At 66.2% G+C, this 20,680-nt stretch carries 4 protein-coding genes; 1 reads left to right on the top strand and 3 read right to left on the bottom strand.

What is annotated here, in order from left to right; translation table 11 throughout:
* The first annotated feature begins 712 nt into the window (after positions 1-712).
* Positions 713-15,136, top strand: a complete 14,424-nt coding sequence (locus VGN72_17295; protein HEV7301125.1) for a hypothetical protein — start codon at positions 713-715, stop codon at positions 15,134-15,136.
* A 91-nt stretch (positions 15,137-15,227) separates the two neighbouring features.
* Here the strand turns inward: VGN72_17295 and VGN72_17290 are convergent, their stop codons facing one another.
* The 3 genes from VGN72_17290 to VGN72_17280 form a co-directional block, all read right to left on the bottom strand.
* Positions 15,228-16,025, bottom strand: coding sequence for an ATP-grasp domain-containing protein (locus VGN72_17290; protein ID HEV7301124.1), 798 nt, complete (start codon positions 16,023-16,025; stop codon positions 15,228-15,230).
* Between the two features lie 422 nt (positions 16,026-16,447).
* Positions 16,448-19,117, bottom strand: coding sequence for an FG-GAP-like repeat-containing protein (locus VGN72_17285; GenBank protein HEV7301123.1), 2,670 nt, complete (start codon positions 19,115-19,117; stop codon positions 16,448-16,450).
* 354 nt (positions 19,118-19,471) lie between these two features.
* Complete coding sequence (locus tag VGN72_17280; GenBank protein ID HEV7301122.1) at positions 19,472-20,251, bottom strand: YceH family protein; 780 nt, start codon at positions 20,249-20,251, stop codon at positions 19,472-19,474.
* Between the last annotated feature and the right edge of the window lie 429 nt (positions 20,252-20,680).

Raw genomic sequence — 20,680 nt, 5'->3', positions numbered from 1 at the left:
TGTCTCGCCCACCAATGAACCGTCACCGGCCGGCTGCCCCCATGTAACGTGCCCAGGTTACCGAGTCAAAGGCAGCGTCGTCGTCCCGATGCACGCCCGATCATCAGGAATGCGAAACAACGCCGGCGACACCGCAACCAATCCTGCGGCAGCGACCGGCTGACGCTGACCGACCAGGATCGCCTATCGAGCAACTTGACCACCGTCCGCCATGCGGAGCGTCGGCTATGTCCGCTTATTTAAGCCGTAGGGTGGTCGCACCCGGGCCCCACTCGACTCGTCTGAAGGTGGCGCGTCGGCACCGAAAGCGGTTGGCTCCCCTCAGGCGCCTCCCATTCCGAAAACTGCTACCGAATTTAACACAGGAGCGGACCGATGGCGGCCTTGCGTCCTGTTGTCGGTTTGCTTTGGGGCTGGCACCCTGTATTGTTCCTCACACTACCACCATCCTTTCTGTTCCTGGGTGCTGTGATCGCGTCGTGCCGGAGTGGGCTAACCGGGCGGCGGATGGGCGAACCGTTCTCGTTTTGATTCTATTAAATAAGCGCGACCAGCATGGCTGCGGTGATGCCGTACAGAGGCAACTGTGGGCCAAGGCCGGCGAAGGATATCTGTGCGCGAATACGCGTCCTCTGCGTGGAAGTTTCTCCGTCACCAGGCCATCCTTCGCATCTGCCGTGATCGTGCACGGGCGCACGACGCTCTGTGCCGCATGCTGATGGGCCATGGCCCCGCCCTGGCCGTTGCGCGCCATAGCGACCCGTTCGAGACGCTCGAGGAGCGGCGGCTGCTGTCCGTGGTGCCCGCGTTAAGCGGCACGACCGTCACATTCGACAACTCCGGCGCTTCGTCGGACATCTACCTGCGGTCGGCCGGTGGGCTGCTGGAGTACAGCACGGACGGCGCCAGCTGGTCGGCGGACCTGGACGCGTCAGCAGGGGGCATCAACTCGCTCAGCCTCGCCGGTGGCGTAACCATCGACGGCAAGTTCGACGGCATGCTGCGCATCCAGTCGCTCGCCACGGGCGGGGGCAACTTCACCGTGAAGGCCGAGGGCGACGTCAGCGTCGATGGCAACGTCGTATCCAACGGCGGCAACGTCAGCCTGACGACAGAGGGCAACTTCGGCCTCGCCGGCACGCACTTCATCTCTACCCGAAACATTGGCAATGGATCCGATCACGCCAACGGTGCGTCGGTGGGAAACAGCGGCAACGTCAACCTGCGCGGCCAATACCTCACGCTCACCAGTGGCAGCGCCGTCTTCGCGCAATCGACCGGCACGTTCACCGCAGGCTCGATTGACATCGTCGGCGACGACTCGGTCGACAATGGATACTTCTCGGCGCGCCAGTGGATCAAGGTCGCCGACAGCGGCATCACGATCACCAACGCCACCGTGAAGGGCGGCGTCGTGAAGGTCTACAGCACCGCGACCACCGACGCCGACTTCAACGACACCAGCGACGAGTACAACCTTGATGCCGAGAACCCCTCGGGCGATTTCGCAACGCCGGAGGTGCTTGAAGGCATCAGCGCGTTCATCGGACTATCGATCGCGAGGTCGACGTCGCTCATCACCATCGGGACGGGTTCGAACATCGTCGGCTCGGTCATAGACGTGCAGTCGGGCGCCCAGACCGAAGCCCGCATCCTTACGACCGCCCGCGAGAAACAGCTCGCGTTCGCGTTCGGGCAGTCGAAGCCGACCGCCCGCATCGACGTGCAGAACGGCGCCACGCTGACGGCCAGCGGCAACCTGTCGCTGAACACGATTGCCGACAGCACCGTCTCCGTCAGCGCAAAGCGCGGCTTGCTCGGCGCGGCAAAGAGCAGCGCCGAGCAGAGCATCACGATTGCCGTCAGCGACGCCGATATCAAGTCGACCGCGACGGTCGCCGCCGGTGCATCATTGAACTCGGACAACGGCAGCGTCACGGTGAAGGCGAAGGTCCGGAAGGATCACAACACGGGCGCCAGCGCCGGCGCATACGAGGACGGTACGTTCGGCGTCGCGGTGGCCGTCAGCCTGTCGACGAGTGAGAACGCCGCCAAGATGGACGGCGCCGCCACGGCGGGGCAGAACGTTCATGTGCTGGCCGAAAGCCAGACCGTGCGGAACGACACTAGCTCGGTCAGCGGCGCCGGCTCGGGCCTGGGCGCGCGCATCGTCCTGGGCGTGAAGGGCGCCTCCTCCGGCGTGACGTCGTTCATCAGCAAAAAGCAGCCTGACCAGAAGCCCCAAGCTGGCGGCGCCAAGAAACTGGCCGTGTCGGCCGCGTTCACGTACGCGGGAGACACGAACACCTCCGTCGCCCGCGTCGGCACCGGTGCCACCGTGCTTGCCAAGAACGGCGACGTGGTCGTCGACAGCACGCTCGTGTTCGTCCCCGAGACCAGCGCCACCAGCACCGTCGATTCCGCCGCCATCGTGGCAAAGCAGCCCACCAGTGGCAACACGAAGGAAAACTCGGTCAGCGCCGCCATCAACATCGCGATCTTCAAGAACGACTCCGAGGCGTACATCGGCTCCAACGCCGTTGTGGACGCCAAGGGCCGGGTGGCGGTGAACGCCAGCATCGTCCAGCCGTACGAGATTCAGTGGGCCCAGATTAAGGGCGTCGGCGATGTTCTCGACAAGCTGAACTCGAACCTTGGCCTGCAGAACGGGTTCTTCACCTCGTGGGCCCAGTCGAACGCCGAGGGCGATAAGACCGGCATCGCCGGCTCGATCAACTTCGTGAAGTACACGAACGACGCCGACGCCTACATCGACACCGGCGCGCAGGTGAACCAGAAGGCCGCCTACCGCGGACCAACGCAGGTCGTTGCCGTGACGGCCAAGAATGACATTCAGGACCTGAACCTGTCGGGCGTGTTCGGCGTGAAGATTTTGAACGCCGGTGGCAGTAAAGCGGGCGTCGGCGGGTCGTACCTTCAGGTGACGCAGGACAACCACGCCGCCGCCGTCATTAAGTCGGGCGCAACCTTGTACGCCAGCGGACTGTTGGTGCGGTCGTACTCCACCTCGCGGAATATCTCGATCGCCGAGAGCGGCGGTAAAGGTGGCGATTACGCCGTCTACGGGTCGTTCGGGCTCGTCGATATCAATAACGAATCGATCGCAAAGATCGACGACGGCGCGGTCGTCACCACGGGCACGACGCTCCTCAAGCTGCACCGCGACGGAGACCGCGTCCCGCTCTCGTTCGATTCCAACGGCGACGGGCAGGTTACCACGGCCGACGAGTCGATTACGGCCGTCACCGCGACCGAATACGAGACGGACTTGAACGTGATCGTGGCGGCCGAGGATGCGTCGAGCGTCTTCAACATTGGCGGCGGCATCGCCAAGGGTGAAAGCGTCGGCGTCGGCTTCACCGCCGTCATCACCGATGTGGACCGCCAGACCAAGGCCATCGTTGGCAACAACATCGGCGAAACGAACGAGGCGACCGGCTCGCTCACCACCGGTGGCCGTCTGGGCGTGCTGGCGGCCAACACCGGCACGTTCGATACGCATGCGATTGCCGCCACGTTCGTGAACAAAGACGCCACCGAGTCCGAGAAGAAGGAAGGCAAGAAGGGCGGCGGCAAGTACGGCATCGGCGTCTCCGGCGCCGCTGCGGTTAACCTGATCGACGACACCACCAAGGCCCTGGTTCAGGACGCCGCAGTCACCGCCGGTGGCGCAACGCGCATCATCGCCCGTGACAACGTCACGATGCGGACCGTCACCGGTGGCGTCGCCATCGCGGCCTCGGGCGCGAACTCGGCGGGCATCGCCGGCGCGTACTCGATGAACGACGTGACCTCCGTCACCACCGCAGCCATCAACAATTCCGGGCTATCGGCGGCCGGTGCGCTGACGGTCAACGCGGAACAGTTGAGCGATATCCTCGCCATCAGCGCCGGCGTCGGTGGCTCGGTCGCCGGCAACGGCGTCGGGCTTGCGGGCTCGGTGTCGGTCAACCTGATCGACAACGACACCACCGCCAGCGTGAGCGGCAGCTCGTCGGTCTCCACGACCGCCAGCGGCGCGACGGTCATCACCGCCAAGGACGATTCGCAGATCGTCGCCGTCGCCGGCGCGATCGCGTTCGGCGGCATGGCGGGCATCGGCGCGTCGATCGCATATAACGAGATCGGCACCGACACGAAGGCGTCGATCGAGGGCAGCGATCTGAACTCTGCCGGCAAGCTCGACGTGACGTCGACAAGCGATAGCGAGATCCAGGCCATCGCCGCCGCCATCGGTGCCAGCCTTGGCAACATGGCCGGCGCGGCCGCCCTTACCCTGAACGAAATCCGCCAGGGGACCGTCGCCGTCATCAGCGGCAAGAAAACCGCCGCCGGCGTCGATGCGACGGGTGACGTGACGTTGAACGCCACCAACACCGGCGTCATCAAGAGCCTCGCCGGCAACCTTGCCGTCAACTTTGGCAACGCCGGCGTCGGTGGTTCGGGCGCGTGGAACGATATCAGCGGCGCGACCACCGCCGGCCTCGAGTCGGCCGCCGACGTCAACGCAACGGGCGCGACGAGCATCACCGCGAAGAACGACGCGACGATCCAGTCCATCTCGGCCGGCGTCAGCGCCGCCGCCAATTCGGCGTACGGCGGTTCGCTCTCGCTGAACAGGATTCGCACGACGGCCGACGCCCACGTCAATGGCGGTTCCAAGCTGGTCGCCGGCAACGCGATCAGCGTCACCGCCACGGACGATTCGACGATCGAATCCCTCGCCGGCCAGGTCGCGTTCAGCGCCGGCACCGTCGCCGTCGGCGCGGCAGCGGCGTACAACGACATCGCCGATAAGGCCTACGCCACCATCGATGGTGGCACCGTCACCAGCGATACGAGTTCCGTCACCGTCTCGGCGGGCACCACCGGCGAAATCAAGACCATCGCCGTCAGCGGCTCGGTCTCCTTCGGTACGGTCGGCGTCGCCGGCTCGGTCGCGGTCAACCTGATCGCCAACGACACACAAGCGACGATTAAGAACACCACCGTCACCGCCCAGGACAACGTCAACGTACTGGCCAACACCGACAGCGACATCACCTTCTACGGTGGCGTGCTCGCCGGTGGCGGCGTGGCTGGCGTCGGCGCGACGGCGGCGATCAACACGATCGGCAACACCACCAAGGCGCTCGTTCAGGACAGCACCATCAACAGCAAGGGCCTGGCCGAAACCGCCATCCCTCGTGCCGACGGCAGCGGCCTGACGGATAACGTGCGCGGCCTGAGCGTGGTCGCCACCGACACCGCCGAGGTGGACGTCTGGCTCGGCAACGTCTCGGGCGGCATCAAGGTCGGCATCGCCGGCACCGCGGCCGTCACGCTGCGGGATGATACGACCCTGGCCGAGATCAGCGGCTCGACCGTCAACGCCAATCGCGACGGTGGTAACGCCGCCACGGGCACCCGCGTTCGCGCCCTCAGCAAGGCCGATCTCGATTCCAAGGCCGGTGGCTTGGCTTTGGGTGGCATTGCGGGCATCGGCGCGACCGCCGGCACCGTGATCGACACCAGCGACACCGCGGCCAAGATCACCAGCAGCACCGTCACCGCCTTCGGCACGGTCGAGGCAATCAGCAACACCCGCGAACGCCTGAACAACATCGTCGTCAGCGGCGGTGGCTCGCTCACCGTCGGCTTGGCCGGCAGCGTGTCGGTCGTGAAGGTCGACACCACCAACGAAGCGGCCATCGACAGGTCGACGGTTAAGGCTGGCGGGAACCTCACCGTGATGGCCGACGACGAGGTCGTCTTCGGTAAGCAGGCCGATGGCACGGTCACCGGCATCCTGGCCGGCTCGATCGGCATCGGTAAAGTCGGCGGCGGCGTGGGCGGTACCGTCCTCGTTAACCTTATCGACAATACCACGATTGCCCGCATTACCGACAGCAGCACCGACGCCAGCGGCACCACCACCGTGAAGGCCGACCAGTTCACCGACGTCGTCAGCTACGGCGCCGCCGCGGCGGGCGGCCTTTACGTGGGCATTGCCGGCACGACCAGCGTGAACTCGGTGTCGAACACGACGACCGCCAAGATTGAAGAGCTCACCGGCACCACTGCCGTCAATCAGACGCCCTCGTACAAGGCTGCCAGCCAGCACGTGAACGTGCAGGCCGTCGATAACACGACCATCGAGTCGAAGATTGGCGCGATCTCCGGCAGCGGCGTACTGGGCGCTGGCGCGTCGGTCGACGTGACGACGATCAAGAATTCCACCGCGGCCGTCATCGGTGGTGGTACCGCCGTTAGCGCGGGTGGGAACGTCACCGTCGACGCGGACGGCACGAAGAGCGTGAACATCATCACCGTCGCCGCCGGCGGCGGACTCGTGGGCGTGCAGGGCGCGGTCAGCGTGGTATACATCGGCGGTACGCTCAGCGGCGAGGCGTTGTCGGCCGTCAACGGCAAGGGTGGCAGCAATGCCACGAGCGAACTGAACAGCCAAAGCAGCACGAACCAACTTGGCGGCGATTACGGCAGCGAGTCGTTCGTCGCAGTGGCCAAGGCCAAGGCGAGCGGCGAGACGTCGAAGGTCAGCGTCGCAACCCCGCTCAGCACGACGCCGGCCACCGGCAGCGTGACCGCGAGCATCGGCACCAGCGCGACGATCGTCGCCGGTGGGGCGGTCAACGTCACCGCCGACGATACGGTGCAACTCAAGCAGCTCGCCGGCGCTGCCGCGGGCGGTCTGCTCGGCATTGGCGGGTCGGTCGCAATCGGCTCGGTGAAGCCGTCGGCCACTGCGACGGTCGCCACGGGTTCATCGATCGACGCTGGCGGAGCGGTCAACGTCCTGGCCACCGGCAAGCTCAACGATTCCGACGCCAGGTCTCTCGCCGGCGCGGCCGGCGTTGTAGGCTTGGGCGCGGCGGTGTCGAAGCTCAACAGCACCACCAACGCTACCGCTTCGCTGGATGGTGCGGTCACCCGCGCCAGTTCGCTCGCGGTCAATGCGACCACGTCATCCGACAACCACGCCAGCGCCACCGGCGCGGCAGTGGGTGCAGGCGCGGTCGGCGTCGTCATCAGCAATGCGATCGAGAACGGCTCGGCCGTCGCAACGCTCGGCGGCAACGCCCGCGTCAACAGCACCCAGAGCACGACAAGCACCGTCGGCAGCGTCGAGGTGAAGTCGAACGCCACCGCGCTCGTTCAGTCGGACGCGACGGCCGCGGTCGGTGGCATCGTGTCGGGCAGCGGTGCCGACAGCAGCGCCAGTTCGACGCCACAGTCGCGCGCAACGATCGGCAATAGTGCCATCGTTCATACCACTGGCGGCGCAACCGTCCAATCCGAGGCCGCAGCTTACGCACGCGGCGACGCCTACGGCATCAACATCGGTGGCATCAGCGTTGGCGTCAGCATCGGCAGCGCCAATGCCAGCCCGACCTTACAGGCAGCCATCGGCAACAACGTCACGATGAGCACCGGCGGCAACCTGACCGTTCAGGCCATCAATAAGCCGGTCAACAATGCGTCGAGCCAACAGATCGCCAACGCCACGTCCGACGCCACCAGCGCGGTCGGTGGGCTCGTCGGCGGCAACGGCGCAACGGCCACGGCCACCAGCAACCCGACGCTCGACGCCACCATTGGAGACGCCACGCTCACCGTCGGTGGCAGCGCGACAGTTAAGGCCGAGTCCGATACGTACGCCAACGCCACGTCCGACGGCGACACCTACGGCGCCCTCGCCGCGGGCATCAATGCCGCCTACGTTCGCATCACCGCCCACGCACATGCCACCATCGCCGCCGACGCATCGTTGAAGGCCAATGGCGCGGTCACCGTGCTGGCCGACACCTGGAACAAGGGGAACATCTTCGTCGACTCCGGCGCCGGTGGAGTCGTCAGCGGCTCCAACACGACGGCCGACCTCGATCTGAACAACGATGTGCTGGCGGCCGTGGGTGCCCGCGCCGTGGTCACCGCCGGTACGACGGTGACGATCAAGGCCATCACTGAAGCCCACACCCGGGCCGAAACCGACATGGACGCCGGCGGCCTCGCCAGCTATGCCGACAGCACGGCCGATATCTACATCAACTCCGACGCCGTCGTGCGCGTTGGCGCCGACGCCAAGATCAGCGGCCAGAACGTCTACCTGCAGGCCGTCGCGCCGCACATGGAAGCCGACGCGATCACCGACACCAACACCTACGCGGCCGACTCGTCGGCCGGTTCGAACAGCAAGATCAGCCTGAACACCGATGCACTGGTCGAGATCAACAGCGGCGCCACCGTCACCGGTAAGGCTACGCTGACGATCGAAGCCCGGCAGAACAATTCCGACGCCAACACGCAGGCGAAGTCGCAGGTCGTCGGCTTCTCGGGCCGCGCCCGCACCACAGCGGACAACACGATCAACGCCCACACCGACGTGAACGTCAAGAGCGGCGCGAAGCTGTACACCAAGGCCGCCGCGCTCACCAGCTACGCCGCCAACACGTACGTTAAGGATTCCGACGCCACGGCCTACACGGTCCAGAACGTCGTCGAAAGCATCCCGATCATCGGCTGGATCGTCTCGGCCGTCACCAAGGCCCTGAAGGTCGAAAGCACCAACGAGCAGAGCCCCGGCGTCATCACCGACTTGGCCAACATCGCCTTCGACGGCGGGCTGTACGTCACCAGCGAATCGGAGAAGAAGCTGACGGTGAACGCCGACGGCACCATCGCCGCCGACAGCAACGTGGGCGCGACCGTGGGCGGCAGCGACGTCATCGTCGATGACATCTTCAACGACAACGGCGGCACCGCCAGCTTCGTCGCCAGCACCAACGCCGGCGGCGGCACGCTCAGCGGTGCGGGGACGATCTACCTCGACCGCTCGCTCGATCTGGTCGACCTGAAGAACTACTCGAACAAGAACTTCGTCATCGGCGACATCGACTTCCAGGGCAGCGGCGCGCCCGAGCCCGCCCTCACCTTCACGGCCAGCAACGACCACACCTACAACACCGACCTCGGCAGCACGGCGCCGGCCGCGCTGAACATCTACAACGACAAGGCGACCGACGTCCGTTTGACCGGCGACATCTCCAACCCGACCGGCGTCAGCACCATTCGCAACAAGGGTGGCAACATCAGCCAGTCGAACGGCAAGTTCGTCGGCAGCGACGACTTCATCCTCACCGCTGACGCCGGCAATATTGGCACGACCGCGCTGCCGATCAACCTCCGCACTGAGGACGGTTCCATCACTGCCACGGCCGGTGGAAACGTCGCGCTGTCCCTTACGCGGCAGGGCAGCGAGAACGTCACGCTGGCCGGTGGCGCGTACTCGTTCGACGACAAGTCGATCATCAAGAGCATCTCGGCGGGCGGGAACGTCGACCTCACGCTCGGCGGTGGCACGGGCATCGTCATCGCGCCCGTTGCCAAGACGTTCACGTACGGCAACATCTCAATTTCCTACACGATCCTGGCCGCCACCGAGCACAGCGCGTCGGCGGCTTGGGACCTGCGTACGATCACGGCCAATGGGAACGTCAACGTAACCAACACCAGCACCTCGGCGCTGACGTTGGCCGAATCGATCAGCAGCACGAACGGCACGACCACGCTTCGCAACAACGCCGGCGCAATCGTCGGCGGGAACAACACACACGTCGTCGCTGGGCAGAACATCAACCTCGTCGCGACCGGCGCGATCGGCAGCACCACGCAGGCCGTTCGCACGAACGTCGGCAACGGAGCGATCGACGCGTCGACACCGGCCGACATCTACCTCAGCGAGACGACCGGCGACCTACGCGCAGGGAACATCACCAGCACCGCAGGCAACGTCACGTTGACCAGCACGGCGGGCATCGTTGAAGCCAGCGCCGACCTCGCGGCCGACGTGACGGGTAACAGCGTCACGCTGAACGCGGCCACCGTTGGCACGGCCACCCAGCCGCTGGGCATCAACACCGCCAATGCGGCCGCCGGCAAGCTGAAGGTGACAGCCACGGGCAACATCTTGGTAAGCGAAGCCGCCGGCGATCTCACGATCGATGCCATCACCACGGGCGGCACGGTCACACTGAAGGGCGCCGCGGGCATACTTGACGATGCCGACGCGAACGCGGTCGACATCACCGCCGCGGCGCTGGTTGTCACCGACGCTCCGTCCCTTGGCACCGCCGCTGACGCGATCGAGACGAGCGTTGCCAAGCTGGAGGCCAACGTTGGCTCGGGCGGGCTGTTCGTCGTCAACACTGGCGCATTGGCGATCGGTGGCGCGAGCAGCATGGTTGGCGTCACGTCGGCCGGCGTGGCTCAGATCACGACCAAGAGCCCCTTGACGGTCAACGAGAACGTGAACGCTACCGGCGACATCACGCTGACGACGACCGACGCCGCCACGGCCGGCGACGACCTGACGATCACGTCCGGCGCGACCGTTCGCTCGACAGGTGCGGCCGTCACGCTACGCAGCGGCGACGACCTCACGATCACCGCCGGGGCTACGGTTCAGGCGGCGACCACCGTCACGCTGCTGGCCGACTATGGAAACGCCGATGCAGGTGTGGGTGCCAAGATAAACGTGCTGGGCGCGGTCAACGCAGCCAGCACGCTGATCGAGACCAACGCTGACGCCGATACGGTGACCGTGGCCAACGTGGCCGCCGGCAACCAGACGGTCGTGCGCACGCTCGCCGGCAACGACACGATTAATTTCCGCGGCTTAGCCGCACAGACCACGATCAATGCCGGCAGCGATGCCGACACGATCAACGTCGGCTCCTACGCCGGCACGACCGCGTTCGGCACCGTCGATACCATCACCGCCGGGCTGACGATCAACGGCGAGGACGGGAACGACACCATCAACGTCGACGACCGCGCCGACACCACCGGCGACACCGCGCTGCTGACCAAGGTCACGCTGAGCGGCCTCTTCGGCACCGGCGGTCTGCTGACCTACGGCACCGCCGAACAGCTGAACATCATGCTGGGTGCGGGTGACGACAGCATGGTGCTCGTCGACACCGGCGCGAAGGTCAACGTCGACGCCGGCAACGGTGCCGATCGCTTCCGCATCGGGCCGGTGCTGGATGAAGACGGCTTCGTGCAGGATGACGTTATTGATGGCGTGCCCACCAAGGGTGCCGACATCGCGGGCGTCAGCCTCGCCACCACTCTCAACGGCGGTGAGGGCAACGACTACTTCCTCGTCAACCGCAACAAGGCCGAACTCACCCTCAACGGTGACAACGGCGATGATACGTTCGAACTGAACACCGCCGTCGACAACGTCGGCACCTCCACCGTCACCGGTGGCGTCGGCGCGGATCTCATTCAGTATTTGGCCAACGCGCCGGTCATCATCAACGGCGGGGAAGGCTTCGACACGCTGATCGTCAACGGCTCGCTGCTGGACGATCACCTCGTCGTCACGGCCGATTCCATCACAGTCGTCGGCAGCCGCGAGGCGAGCTTCACCGGCGTCGAGGCGATCCTTGGGCGCGGCAAGCGCGGTAACGACACGTTCGACGTCGACATGACCGTCGACCGCCTCGGTAACGCTGTCACCACCAGCGAAGTGCAGAAGATTGACCTGGAAGGCAACTTCGGTGCCGACGCGTTCAACATCCGCGGCGTGCTTGGCACGATGGCGCTTAGCGCAACCGGCAACGAAGGCAACGACACGTTCATCGTCGGCAGCCTGGCCCCCGTCCTCGGCGGCACGGTGAACAAGATCCAGGGCGTCGTGTCGCTGGCGGGTGGATCGAACCAGGATGCGACGGCCGACAGTGACTCGCTGCTGATCGACGACACCGGCGACACCGCCGCGAACACGGGCATGGTCACCGCCACGGCCGTCACGGGTCTGGGCATGGGAGCATCCGGCATCGCCTATGCCACGTTCGAATCGCTCGACGTCCGCCTCGGCAGCGGCAACGACACGCTCAACATTCGTAGCATTCATGCGAAGACGCCGACCGTGGTACTCGGTGGCGCCGGCGACGACGTGATCAACGTCGGTAGCCTCGCCCCGGCCGTGGGTGGCACGGTGAACGCGATCGCCGCAACGCTGTTGGTGGATGGGCAAGGCGGCGCCGACATGATGAACGTCGACGACCGCGCCGAGACTGCCATCACCGTGGGCGTACTGACGCAGACGACGCTGTCGGGCCTAAGCCCGGCCGTCATCAGTTACGCGGCCCTGGAGACGCTGAACATTGACGCCGGATCGGCCGGCGACGTGTTCAACGTGCGCGGCACGTCGGCCGTTACCAACCTGAATACGAATGGCGGCAATGACCGCATCTACGTCGCCAACTCGGCCAACGTGCAGGCTGGCGAGACTCCGGCTTACCTGTTCGGCAACTTGAACGACCTTGCGGCCAACTTGAACATCAATGGCGGGGCAGGTACCCAGACGCTGATGGTCAGCGACTCGACGGCCACCGCGGGAGACGCCAGCGTCGTCCTGACGCGTTCGTCGATTACCGGTCTGGCACCTAGCGACATCACCTACGTCGCCGCCGGCAACTTCTTCGGTGGCATTACCGTGTGGGCGGGCCAAGGTGCCGACAACGCCACCGTCAGCAGTACGCTAAACACCGCCGGCGGGCGCACGATTACCACGCTGAACACGGGGGCCGGCAACGACACGGCCACGATTAACCTTGGCGCGACCGACGGCTTCTTCGTCGCCAACGGCCAATCGGGCGACGATGTGCTGAACGGCGCCGCTTCCACGCGGTCTCTGTACCTGTTCGGTGGCCTGGGTAGCGATACGATCACCGGCGGCGCTGCTGCCGACGTCATCATCGCCGATACCGGCCGCACTGAGTTCGGCGCTGGCACCATCATCGGTGGTGCGGGCGACGCGCCCGCCGTCACGCCGAACGTCCCGGCAGACCGTACCGACGGCGTCGAGCGCCTCGCGTCGAAGATATACACGATCGACCCCACGCTCGGCGGCAATGACACGGTCGTGGCCGGCGCAGGCAACGATATCGTCCTCGGTGGCAACGGCCGGGATACCATCGCCGGTGGGGCCGACAACGACCTGGTGTTCGGCGACCACGGCATGCTCACCGGCGCCATCGACGCGGCGACGCTGCCCGTCAGCACCGGCAACATGTCGTTCACGCTAACGTCGACCGACACCGCTGCTGCGCTGGGCAACGATGACGTGATCGACGGCAACGACGGTGCCGACATCCTGCTCGGCCAACAGGGCGCCGACACGATCCGCGGTGGCGCGGGCGACGACGACATCATCGGCGGTCACAACGTGGCCGGTGGCAGCGACGCGGGCGACTCCATCGACGGCGGCGCCGGCAATGATGCGATCGCCGGCGACAACGCGCAGATCGTCCGCAACGCCAGCGCCCTCAGCACCCGCATCCGCAAGCTCAGCAGCGCGACGCTCTACAACGCCACTGGCGCTCCGAACGTCACGACCGCGCCCCAGCTCGACCCACGCGCCGCGCTGGAACGCACGTTCACGCTGTTCGACCATTCAACGACCGTGGCCTCCGGCACGAGCGGCAACGATTCCATCGCTGGCGGCGCGGGTGACGACAAGATCTTCGGCCAAATGGGCAATGACGTCCTTCAAGGCGACGGCGTGCTCGGCGTGGCACCGGCCAGCGCGGCGACCGACGGGCACGACTACATCGAGGGCAACGGCGGCGCCGACGTGATCTACGGCAATGGCGGCCAGGACGACCTGATCGGTGGCAGCTCGTCGCTGTACGGCCTGACGATCGCCGCCCAGCGGCCCGACGGCAACGACACGATCTACGGTGGCTCGGGCACGCAACTCGACCGTTACAATGCCGGCGACACCTCCGCCAATGGTCACGCCGATGACGCCGACGTCATCCTTGGCGACAACGGCAACATCTTCCGCCTGATCGGCAACGACGGGCGCTTCCTCCACTTCAACTACGACCGTTACGCGTCGCTCGGCATCGTCGTCCGCGGCGTGCAGAGCGTCGATTACACCGCCGGTGGGGCGGCAAGCGACATCGGTGGCAACGACCTGCTGCACGGCGAGGCGGGCGACGACACGATCCTCGGTCAAGCCGGCAACGACGTGCTGTTCGGCGGCGGTCAGGACGATGACCTGATCGGTGGCGCCGGCCACGACCGCATCTACGGTGGCAACGGCGAGGACGGTGTGATCGGTGACGACGGCATCGTCCTCACCAGCCGCAACGGGCTCACCGAGACGCTCAGCGGCGTCACCACGGCGACCAAGGAGACCTACTACTCCGAAGCCGGCCCAGCGACCGGGTTCTGGGGCTACATCAATGGCCGACTGCAGAAGACCGTGAAGCTGCTGGCCGTGACCAAGGGCGGCAACGACGTGATCTACGGCGGCCTTGGCGACGACTTCCTCCACGCCGGCTTTGGCGACGACGCCGTCAGCGGCGCCGAGGCGACGGCGGCGTTCTACAACACGCTGCCCGTCAGCAACTTCAACGTGCTGGGCTACAACGCGTCGACCCGCAAGCTGGCGGCGTACGACGCGAACAACCCGATGCGGCGGATCGACGGCTTCCTGCTGAACTTCGACGCGATCGACGCGCAGGGCGTCAAGGTGAATGACGGCAAGGACCGCATCTTCGGCGATTGGGGCCACGACTGGCTCGTCGGCGGCACGGGCAACGACCGCCTCTTCGGTGGCCAGGGCGACGACGTGATGAACGCCGACGACAACCACGACACCGCCGGTGGATTGAACAATCGTCCCGACGCGCCGGCGTTCGCCGATGCCGACTTCGTCTACGGCGGCGACGGGCTGGACGTGCTGATCGCCAACACCGGGGCCGACCGTTTGTACGACTGGTCCGGCGAGTTCAACAGCTACCTCGTCCCCTTCAGCGCCTTTGGCGAGCCGACGGTCTCCCGCTCGCCCTCGCCGCAGGTGCAGGCGTTCCTGCTGGCGCTGGGCAAGGAGGCCGGTGCCGACCAAACGCTGGCCGAGCCGACCGGCGAACTGGGTTTGTACACCCAGAAGGACCCGCAGTGGCGTCAGAACACCGGCGCCCCGCGCGACCCACAACCGGGCAACAGCAACTTCGCCCGCGACACCCGCGGCAACCCGGAGGACGACCGCATCACCCGGCTGGTCCTCAGCCCGCCTGTGGGGAGCATCGTTTAGTTCATAAGGCGAAGCCTTGGGACTTATGGCGCCCGTCAGATCCGCCACGATCGGGAGCGGTAGTGAAACCGTCGCAGAACGGCGGGGCGGTCTAACCCGCCGCTTCGGAAGTTCGCGGCCAAATGGCCGCGAAGCGTTCGGCGCTCCAGCCTACGAGGTCGGACACCTGTCCGTCGCCGACCTCCACGATCCGCAGGGCTCCGTCCGTTCGAACGACCACGTCGACCGAGAAGAACGGCGACGGGATTCGTTCAGCGACCTGCGCGACCAACTCGGGCACCGGCTCGTCGTCCGGCCCGAACGCTTTGCCCTGTAATACGAAGTATCGCCGCTCCGTCTTGGCGACGAACGGCTCGACCCGACGGACGCACAGTCCGCCCTCGACCTCGCCGCGCAATCGCTCCATCTCGGAAACGACGTGCCCGATCTGCGATGGGTCGCGGATGATCGAGCCGTCGGACGTCTTGATCGACTTGACGTAGTCCTTAATGAAGAACGCGTCCCAGCCGAGCGACCGAAGCTGAACTTCCAGGTCGTCGCCCATCGTCAGCACGCGCGTCTCTGGCGTGAACGCTTCAATCAGCGGGTACCAGTTCGGCAGGTGATGGGCGGCCAGGTACGCAGCGGGGGAGGTCAGGAGGCCTGCGCCCGCGTCGCCGACCGCACCGGCTAGGCGGGCGTAGTCGCCAGCGTTGAGCATCCAGCCGCGATACACGATGGTCGCCCCGGCGGGGATATCGCGCAGCGGGCGGGCCGCACGTAGGGCGGCGTCGGGACAGACGGAGGCGGTGAACCCGGCGGCCTGCACGGCTCCGTACTGGTCGCCGAACATTTCCTCCACGAGCGAAGCGCGCAACGGGTGGGCCGAGAATAGGAAGTGCGTGGGCATGGTATCGCAGAGTGTACGCGTACGTTGGCCGGCGCGGCACCACGGTTGACGCGCCACGCCGTAGATGTGCGACCGCTAGGCCGACTCGACCTCGCAGCGTCTGCACCAAACGGCGTCTTTGACCGTGATCGCGCTCTTGGCGGTCTGCGTGAAGTACTTCGGTACCGCCCCGCTGCGGTACTCGCGCGCGGCGGCGCATTGCAAGCACACGGCGCGACCGCAAAACTTGCATATCGCTTCAGCCTCGCCTCGACACACTGTGCATTTCATTCTGTCCTAACTACCAATTGCTGGTCTGCAGAACCGAGCTCCGCCGGGCGGCCCCTCGCCGAACATGCCTTAAGTTTCGTGTTCCGGGATGACACCTTCCGACAGTTGCGGTTTCGAAACTGGCTCGTCTGACGATGCCGGATGATCACCCCTTACGCCATCGTCACGAATCGCGGGTCCTCGTCCGTCGCGAGGGTCACGCCGTCGAAGCGGACGGTTCGCGGGAGCGTGGCGGCACGGAACTCCACGCCCGTCGGCGCGACCGTCTCGATTGCGCCGATGCGCCTGATCTGCCCGCCCGCCATTGGCTCGCCGATGGTGTCGACGCCCGCCCAGAAGCTTGACGATGCCAGGCTGTTTCGGATCGCCACCTGGGCGATGCTGCCGACGACGCCGGTATCGTCGGGCGTGTCGGCGAGGTTATCGGCACCAAAGTACCAGCCGGCTCGAACGGTCGAGCCCGACACGTCTCCCGTGACCGCGAACGTGCCAACGTTGGCGGCGGCGAGGCTGCCGCCGGTGAAGTTGCCCTTCGTCGTGATCGACCGGAGGTTGCCCGCGATGTTCGCGACCCACCCGTTGGCCACGTCGCCACCCACCGTGACCGCGCCAACGTTGCCAGCGACCGACCAGAGGGCCGCGTTAAGCCCTTGGCCGATCCGCGCGCTGCCAAGCGCGTTCCCCCCGGCTGCCCCAATTCCGCTCAGTACGACGTCCGCAGCCCAGCCTTGCTTGACGGTCAGAGCGGAGATCCACGGCGCGGTGATCCGATCAGTGGCGAACGCACCGGCGGCCCAACTGCCGGCCCTTAGCGACCGGATGCCCGCCGTCGAGATCACGACCGCGTTCCGGACGTTGCCGAGCGTGATCGACACGGGCGTCGTGCCGCTCAGCGTCACTGCGACGTCGTCGGTCGCGCCGATCAGGTCCGCCAGCACGACTGTCCGCACGTCGCCAACGCTCAACGAGCCGCTCAGTTGCAGCCCCTTACCCGTGATGCCCGCGATCGGACCGTTGACGGTGAGGTTTGCGATCGACGTCAGGGCATCGCTGCCCGACGTGGCGCGCATAGCACGGGTGGTGGCGGTGAACCGGCTCGCGGCGGTGGTGCCATCCAGGGTGACCGACGTGCCGTCGTCGCTGACGACGCCCGTGCCGGCGCCGCTCAGCGCGTAGGTGACGAGCGTGCCGTCGGCATCCGTGAAAGTGTACCGGACGTTCCGGCGGTCCCCGACCTGGCCGAAGCTTGTGACCTTCTGGACCGTCTGGGTAGATGCGCTGGTCGCCGGTTCGCTCAGGCCGACCACATCGAGCGGGGTGACCTTGGCCAGCACCGAGTACGAACCGTTGGCCAGCGCTGCGGGGACGACGAACCGACCGGTTAACGACGCGGTACGGCCGGCGGCGACGCGCACGGGCCGGTTGGCCAGCGCGGTGCCGGTGTCGAGCGGCGCGTCGCCGTCGTCAATCGTGTCGTCGGCCGACGCGAACAGCTCGACCGTCACGCGCCCGCTGGCCGTGGCGTCGCCGGCATTGGTGAGGCCGACCGTGACGCTACCCTTGTCGCCCGGGACGAAAACAGGTGGCAACGTGAGCTTCGTGATGGCCAGGTCCAGCGCTGCCGGCTCGCCAGCCACACCATCGCGGTCGGTATCTCCGGGCGTAACGCCATCGCCACCGCCGCCACCGCCGCCACCACCACCTCCGGACGAACCATTCTGCAGCACGATTAGCCCGTCTGCCGTAGCGAGGACGAAGTCGGGCTTACCGTCTGCGTTGAAGTCGGCGGTCGCGAAGCGGTTGGCGGGAGAACCATCGAATAGCTCGGTATCGAAATAGGTGTATGGCCGGGGCTGACCCACCTCGACGAGGCGACCGTTGGCGTAGAGCACAACGATGTCGCGATCGCCGTCCTGATCGTAATCGACGTAGTCGCCGCCGACGGGGTCGCCCCGCATCTCAGCATAGATGCGTGAGCGGCGGATGGCGTCCTGAAAGTTGGTTTCGAGACCATACGAGGCAAAGCGGCGCCCGATCTCGTTGAACGACAACACGTCCGGCTTGGCGTCGCCGTTGAAGTCGGCCAGGGCGATCGCCTTGGCGGAGCCCATCCGTTGCGCCTTGCGGATGGTGGGCAGCGTGCCGTCACCGGCGTTGAGCAGGACGGCGATGGCGTTCTCGCCGTCGCGGGTGGCGACGACCACGTCGACGTCGCCGTCCAGCTCCCAGTCGGTCGCGGCGATGGCTCGCGAGGGGGCGGCCGTTGTGCGGGTGGCGCCGGCGATGAACGTGCCGGCGCCGTCGTTGAGCAGGATGCCGATGATCGCGGTCGTCCCGCTGCAGTAGACGAGGTCGAGGTCCCCATCCTTATCGAAGTCGGCCAAGTCGACGTCGTACGTGGCGCCAGCGGTCGCGTAGGTCACCGGGGTTGCAAACGAAAGGTCTCCGAGGTTGATGAGCACCGCGACGTCGCCGCGCGTCGCGCCGGTGACGACCAGGTCGGGCAGCGCGTCACCGTTGAGGTCCGCCGCCCTGATGACGGTCAGGTCGGGGACGGTCGCGGAAAGGTCGACATCGCCACGTGCGCCGAACGTGCCATCGCCATTGCCAGCGAACACGCTCACGCCACCACTAAGGGTTACGGCGGCCACGTCGAGCTTGCCGTCGGCATTGAGGTCTGCGACGGCGACGTCCTGCGTGTTGGTGCCGATCGGTGCCAGGGTCGCGCTCGTGCCGAACGATACCGCGAACATCACCCGCCGCTCGACCGCCTCCGCGACTGGCGCACGGTGAACACCCGTTCCGATTTGTCTCTGGTTCATTCTTGCCTCCCATTGACCGATTCTAACTCAGGCAACGCAAGGAGATGATATTAGGGTGCGAAAAACGAAAAGCAATGCGCGATTCACACAGCGCGCACTTGCGGAGGACGCTGTTGGAGACGTAGCCGAATCCTCGGATGGTCGGACGACGTAGTGAACTGGCCGTTACGTTGAGCCGCGTGCGCCACGCTTAAGGCTAGCGGACAAAACCTCATGTCATCCCGAAAGGAGCGGTAGCGACCTGAGGGATCTCGACCGGCTGACGGTTCGTGGCCATGGGAGATGGGTCGGGTCGCTACCGCTAGGGTCGGGATGACAAATAGCACATTGGGCTGAGGTTTTGTCCGCTAGCCTTTAGGCCATCGGGTCGGGTTCGCCCACGGCGGCCGCCAGCGTTGCCAGAGCCACGCGCAGCGCACGCACTTCTGCCTCCAACGCCGTCACACGCTGGGCCAGAGCCGATCGGGTCATCGGCGCATCGTCGGTCGTAACCTCGGTGATCGTGTCGGATCCCGCCGCAGCCTCGCCGCTCGCCACTGCGGCACCGTGCAGGTCGGGACAGAGGAGCTGGACGTACCGCTCGGCCCGCGAGCCGGCGATCGGGGGCAACCGGCCCGCGTACGGCTCGTCGCGCTCGCACAGGGTCCGGACGATTTCACCGGTCGCCTCCAGCGAGTCGATCGGCACCATGCGCGACGCGCGCGTGCGGATCTCGCCGAGCGTCTGCGGGCCGCGCAGCAGGAGCTCGGCCAGCACCGCTTGGAACGCTGGCCCGACGTGCAGCGCCTCCGGGCCGCGGTGCCGGTACTTGGGGACGCGGGCGCCCATCTGGTCGACCTGCGCCACGAGCCCGATCCCCTTGAGGTCCTCCAGGGCCGCGCGAGCCGCGTCCTCGGTGATGGCCGTGACCGGATCGCGGTTATTCCGCTGGTTGCACCCGTTGACGATCGCGTTCAGCGTCAGCGGGTAAAGCTCGGGCGTCGTGAACGCCTTCTCGATCAGCACGCCCAGGATCCGGGCCTCGTCAGGGGATAGCTCGACCATATTGACCACGCAGTCTACCGGATCGCGTGGTCGGCGACAGCCCGCGACGGCTACGAGCGGCGCGCGGTACCGCAGAAAGCCGGTGTCCACGATTTGGGCAGTTTGACGGTGCGTTTTGACCGAGGAAGCGGGGGGAGAAACACATCATCTTCAAGTCGGATCCCGCCCAGCGGCGGTCCGCACGGGGTCCGCGTCGGCATTGGGTCTTCACATTCGAACCACTCGAATCGCGCCGCCGCCTATCGGAGGTGGCCTGGCAACAGGGGTCGACAAACGGAAATTGGTCGTCATCCGACGCGACCCTGCCCGACCGGAACATCGTGCGCGACGGGCACGCGTAGAATGGCCTTCAGGCGTCCTGGGCCAACGGTTTCTACGCCATGCAGGTGTCGCCGAACACCGGTGCCCTCTATGCCAGCGAGAGGCAATCCCCGCTGAGCGACCGCGCCGATCCGCCTGTTCGATTGTCTCCTGATTGTCGGCTCTTCCGCTCAGCGCGTAATGTCTCGCGTTGGCGCA

Source organism: Tepidisphaeraceae bacterium, assembly GCA_035998445.1.
In the GTDB taxonomy this organism is placed as follows: domain Bacteria; phylum Planctomycetota; class Phycisphaerae; order Tepidisphaerales; family Tepidisphaeraceae; genus DASYHQ01.
Note: the sequence above shows the minus strand (reverse complement) of the source record. Positions and strands in the feature narration are given on the sequence as shown.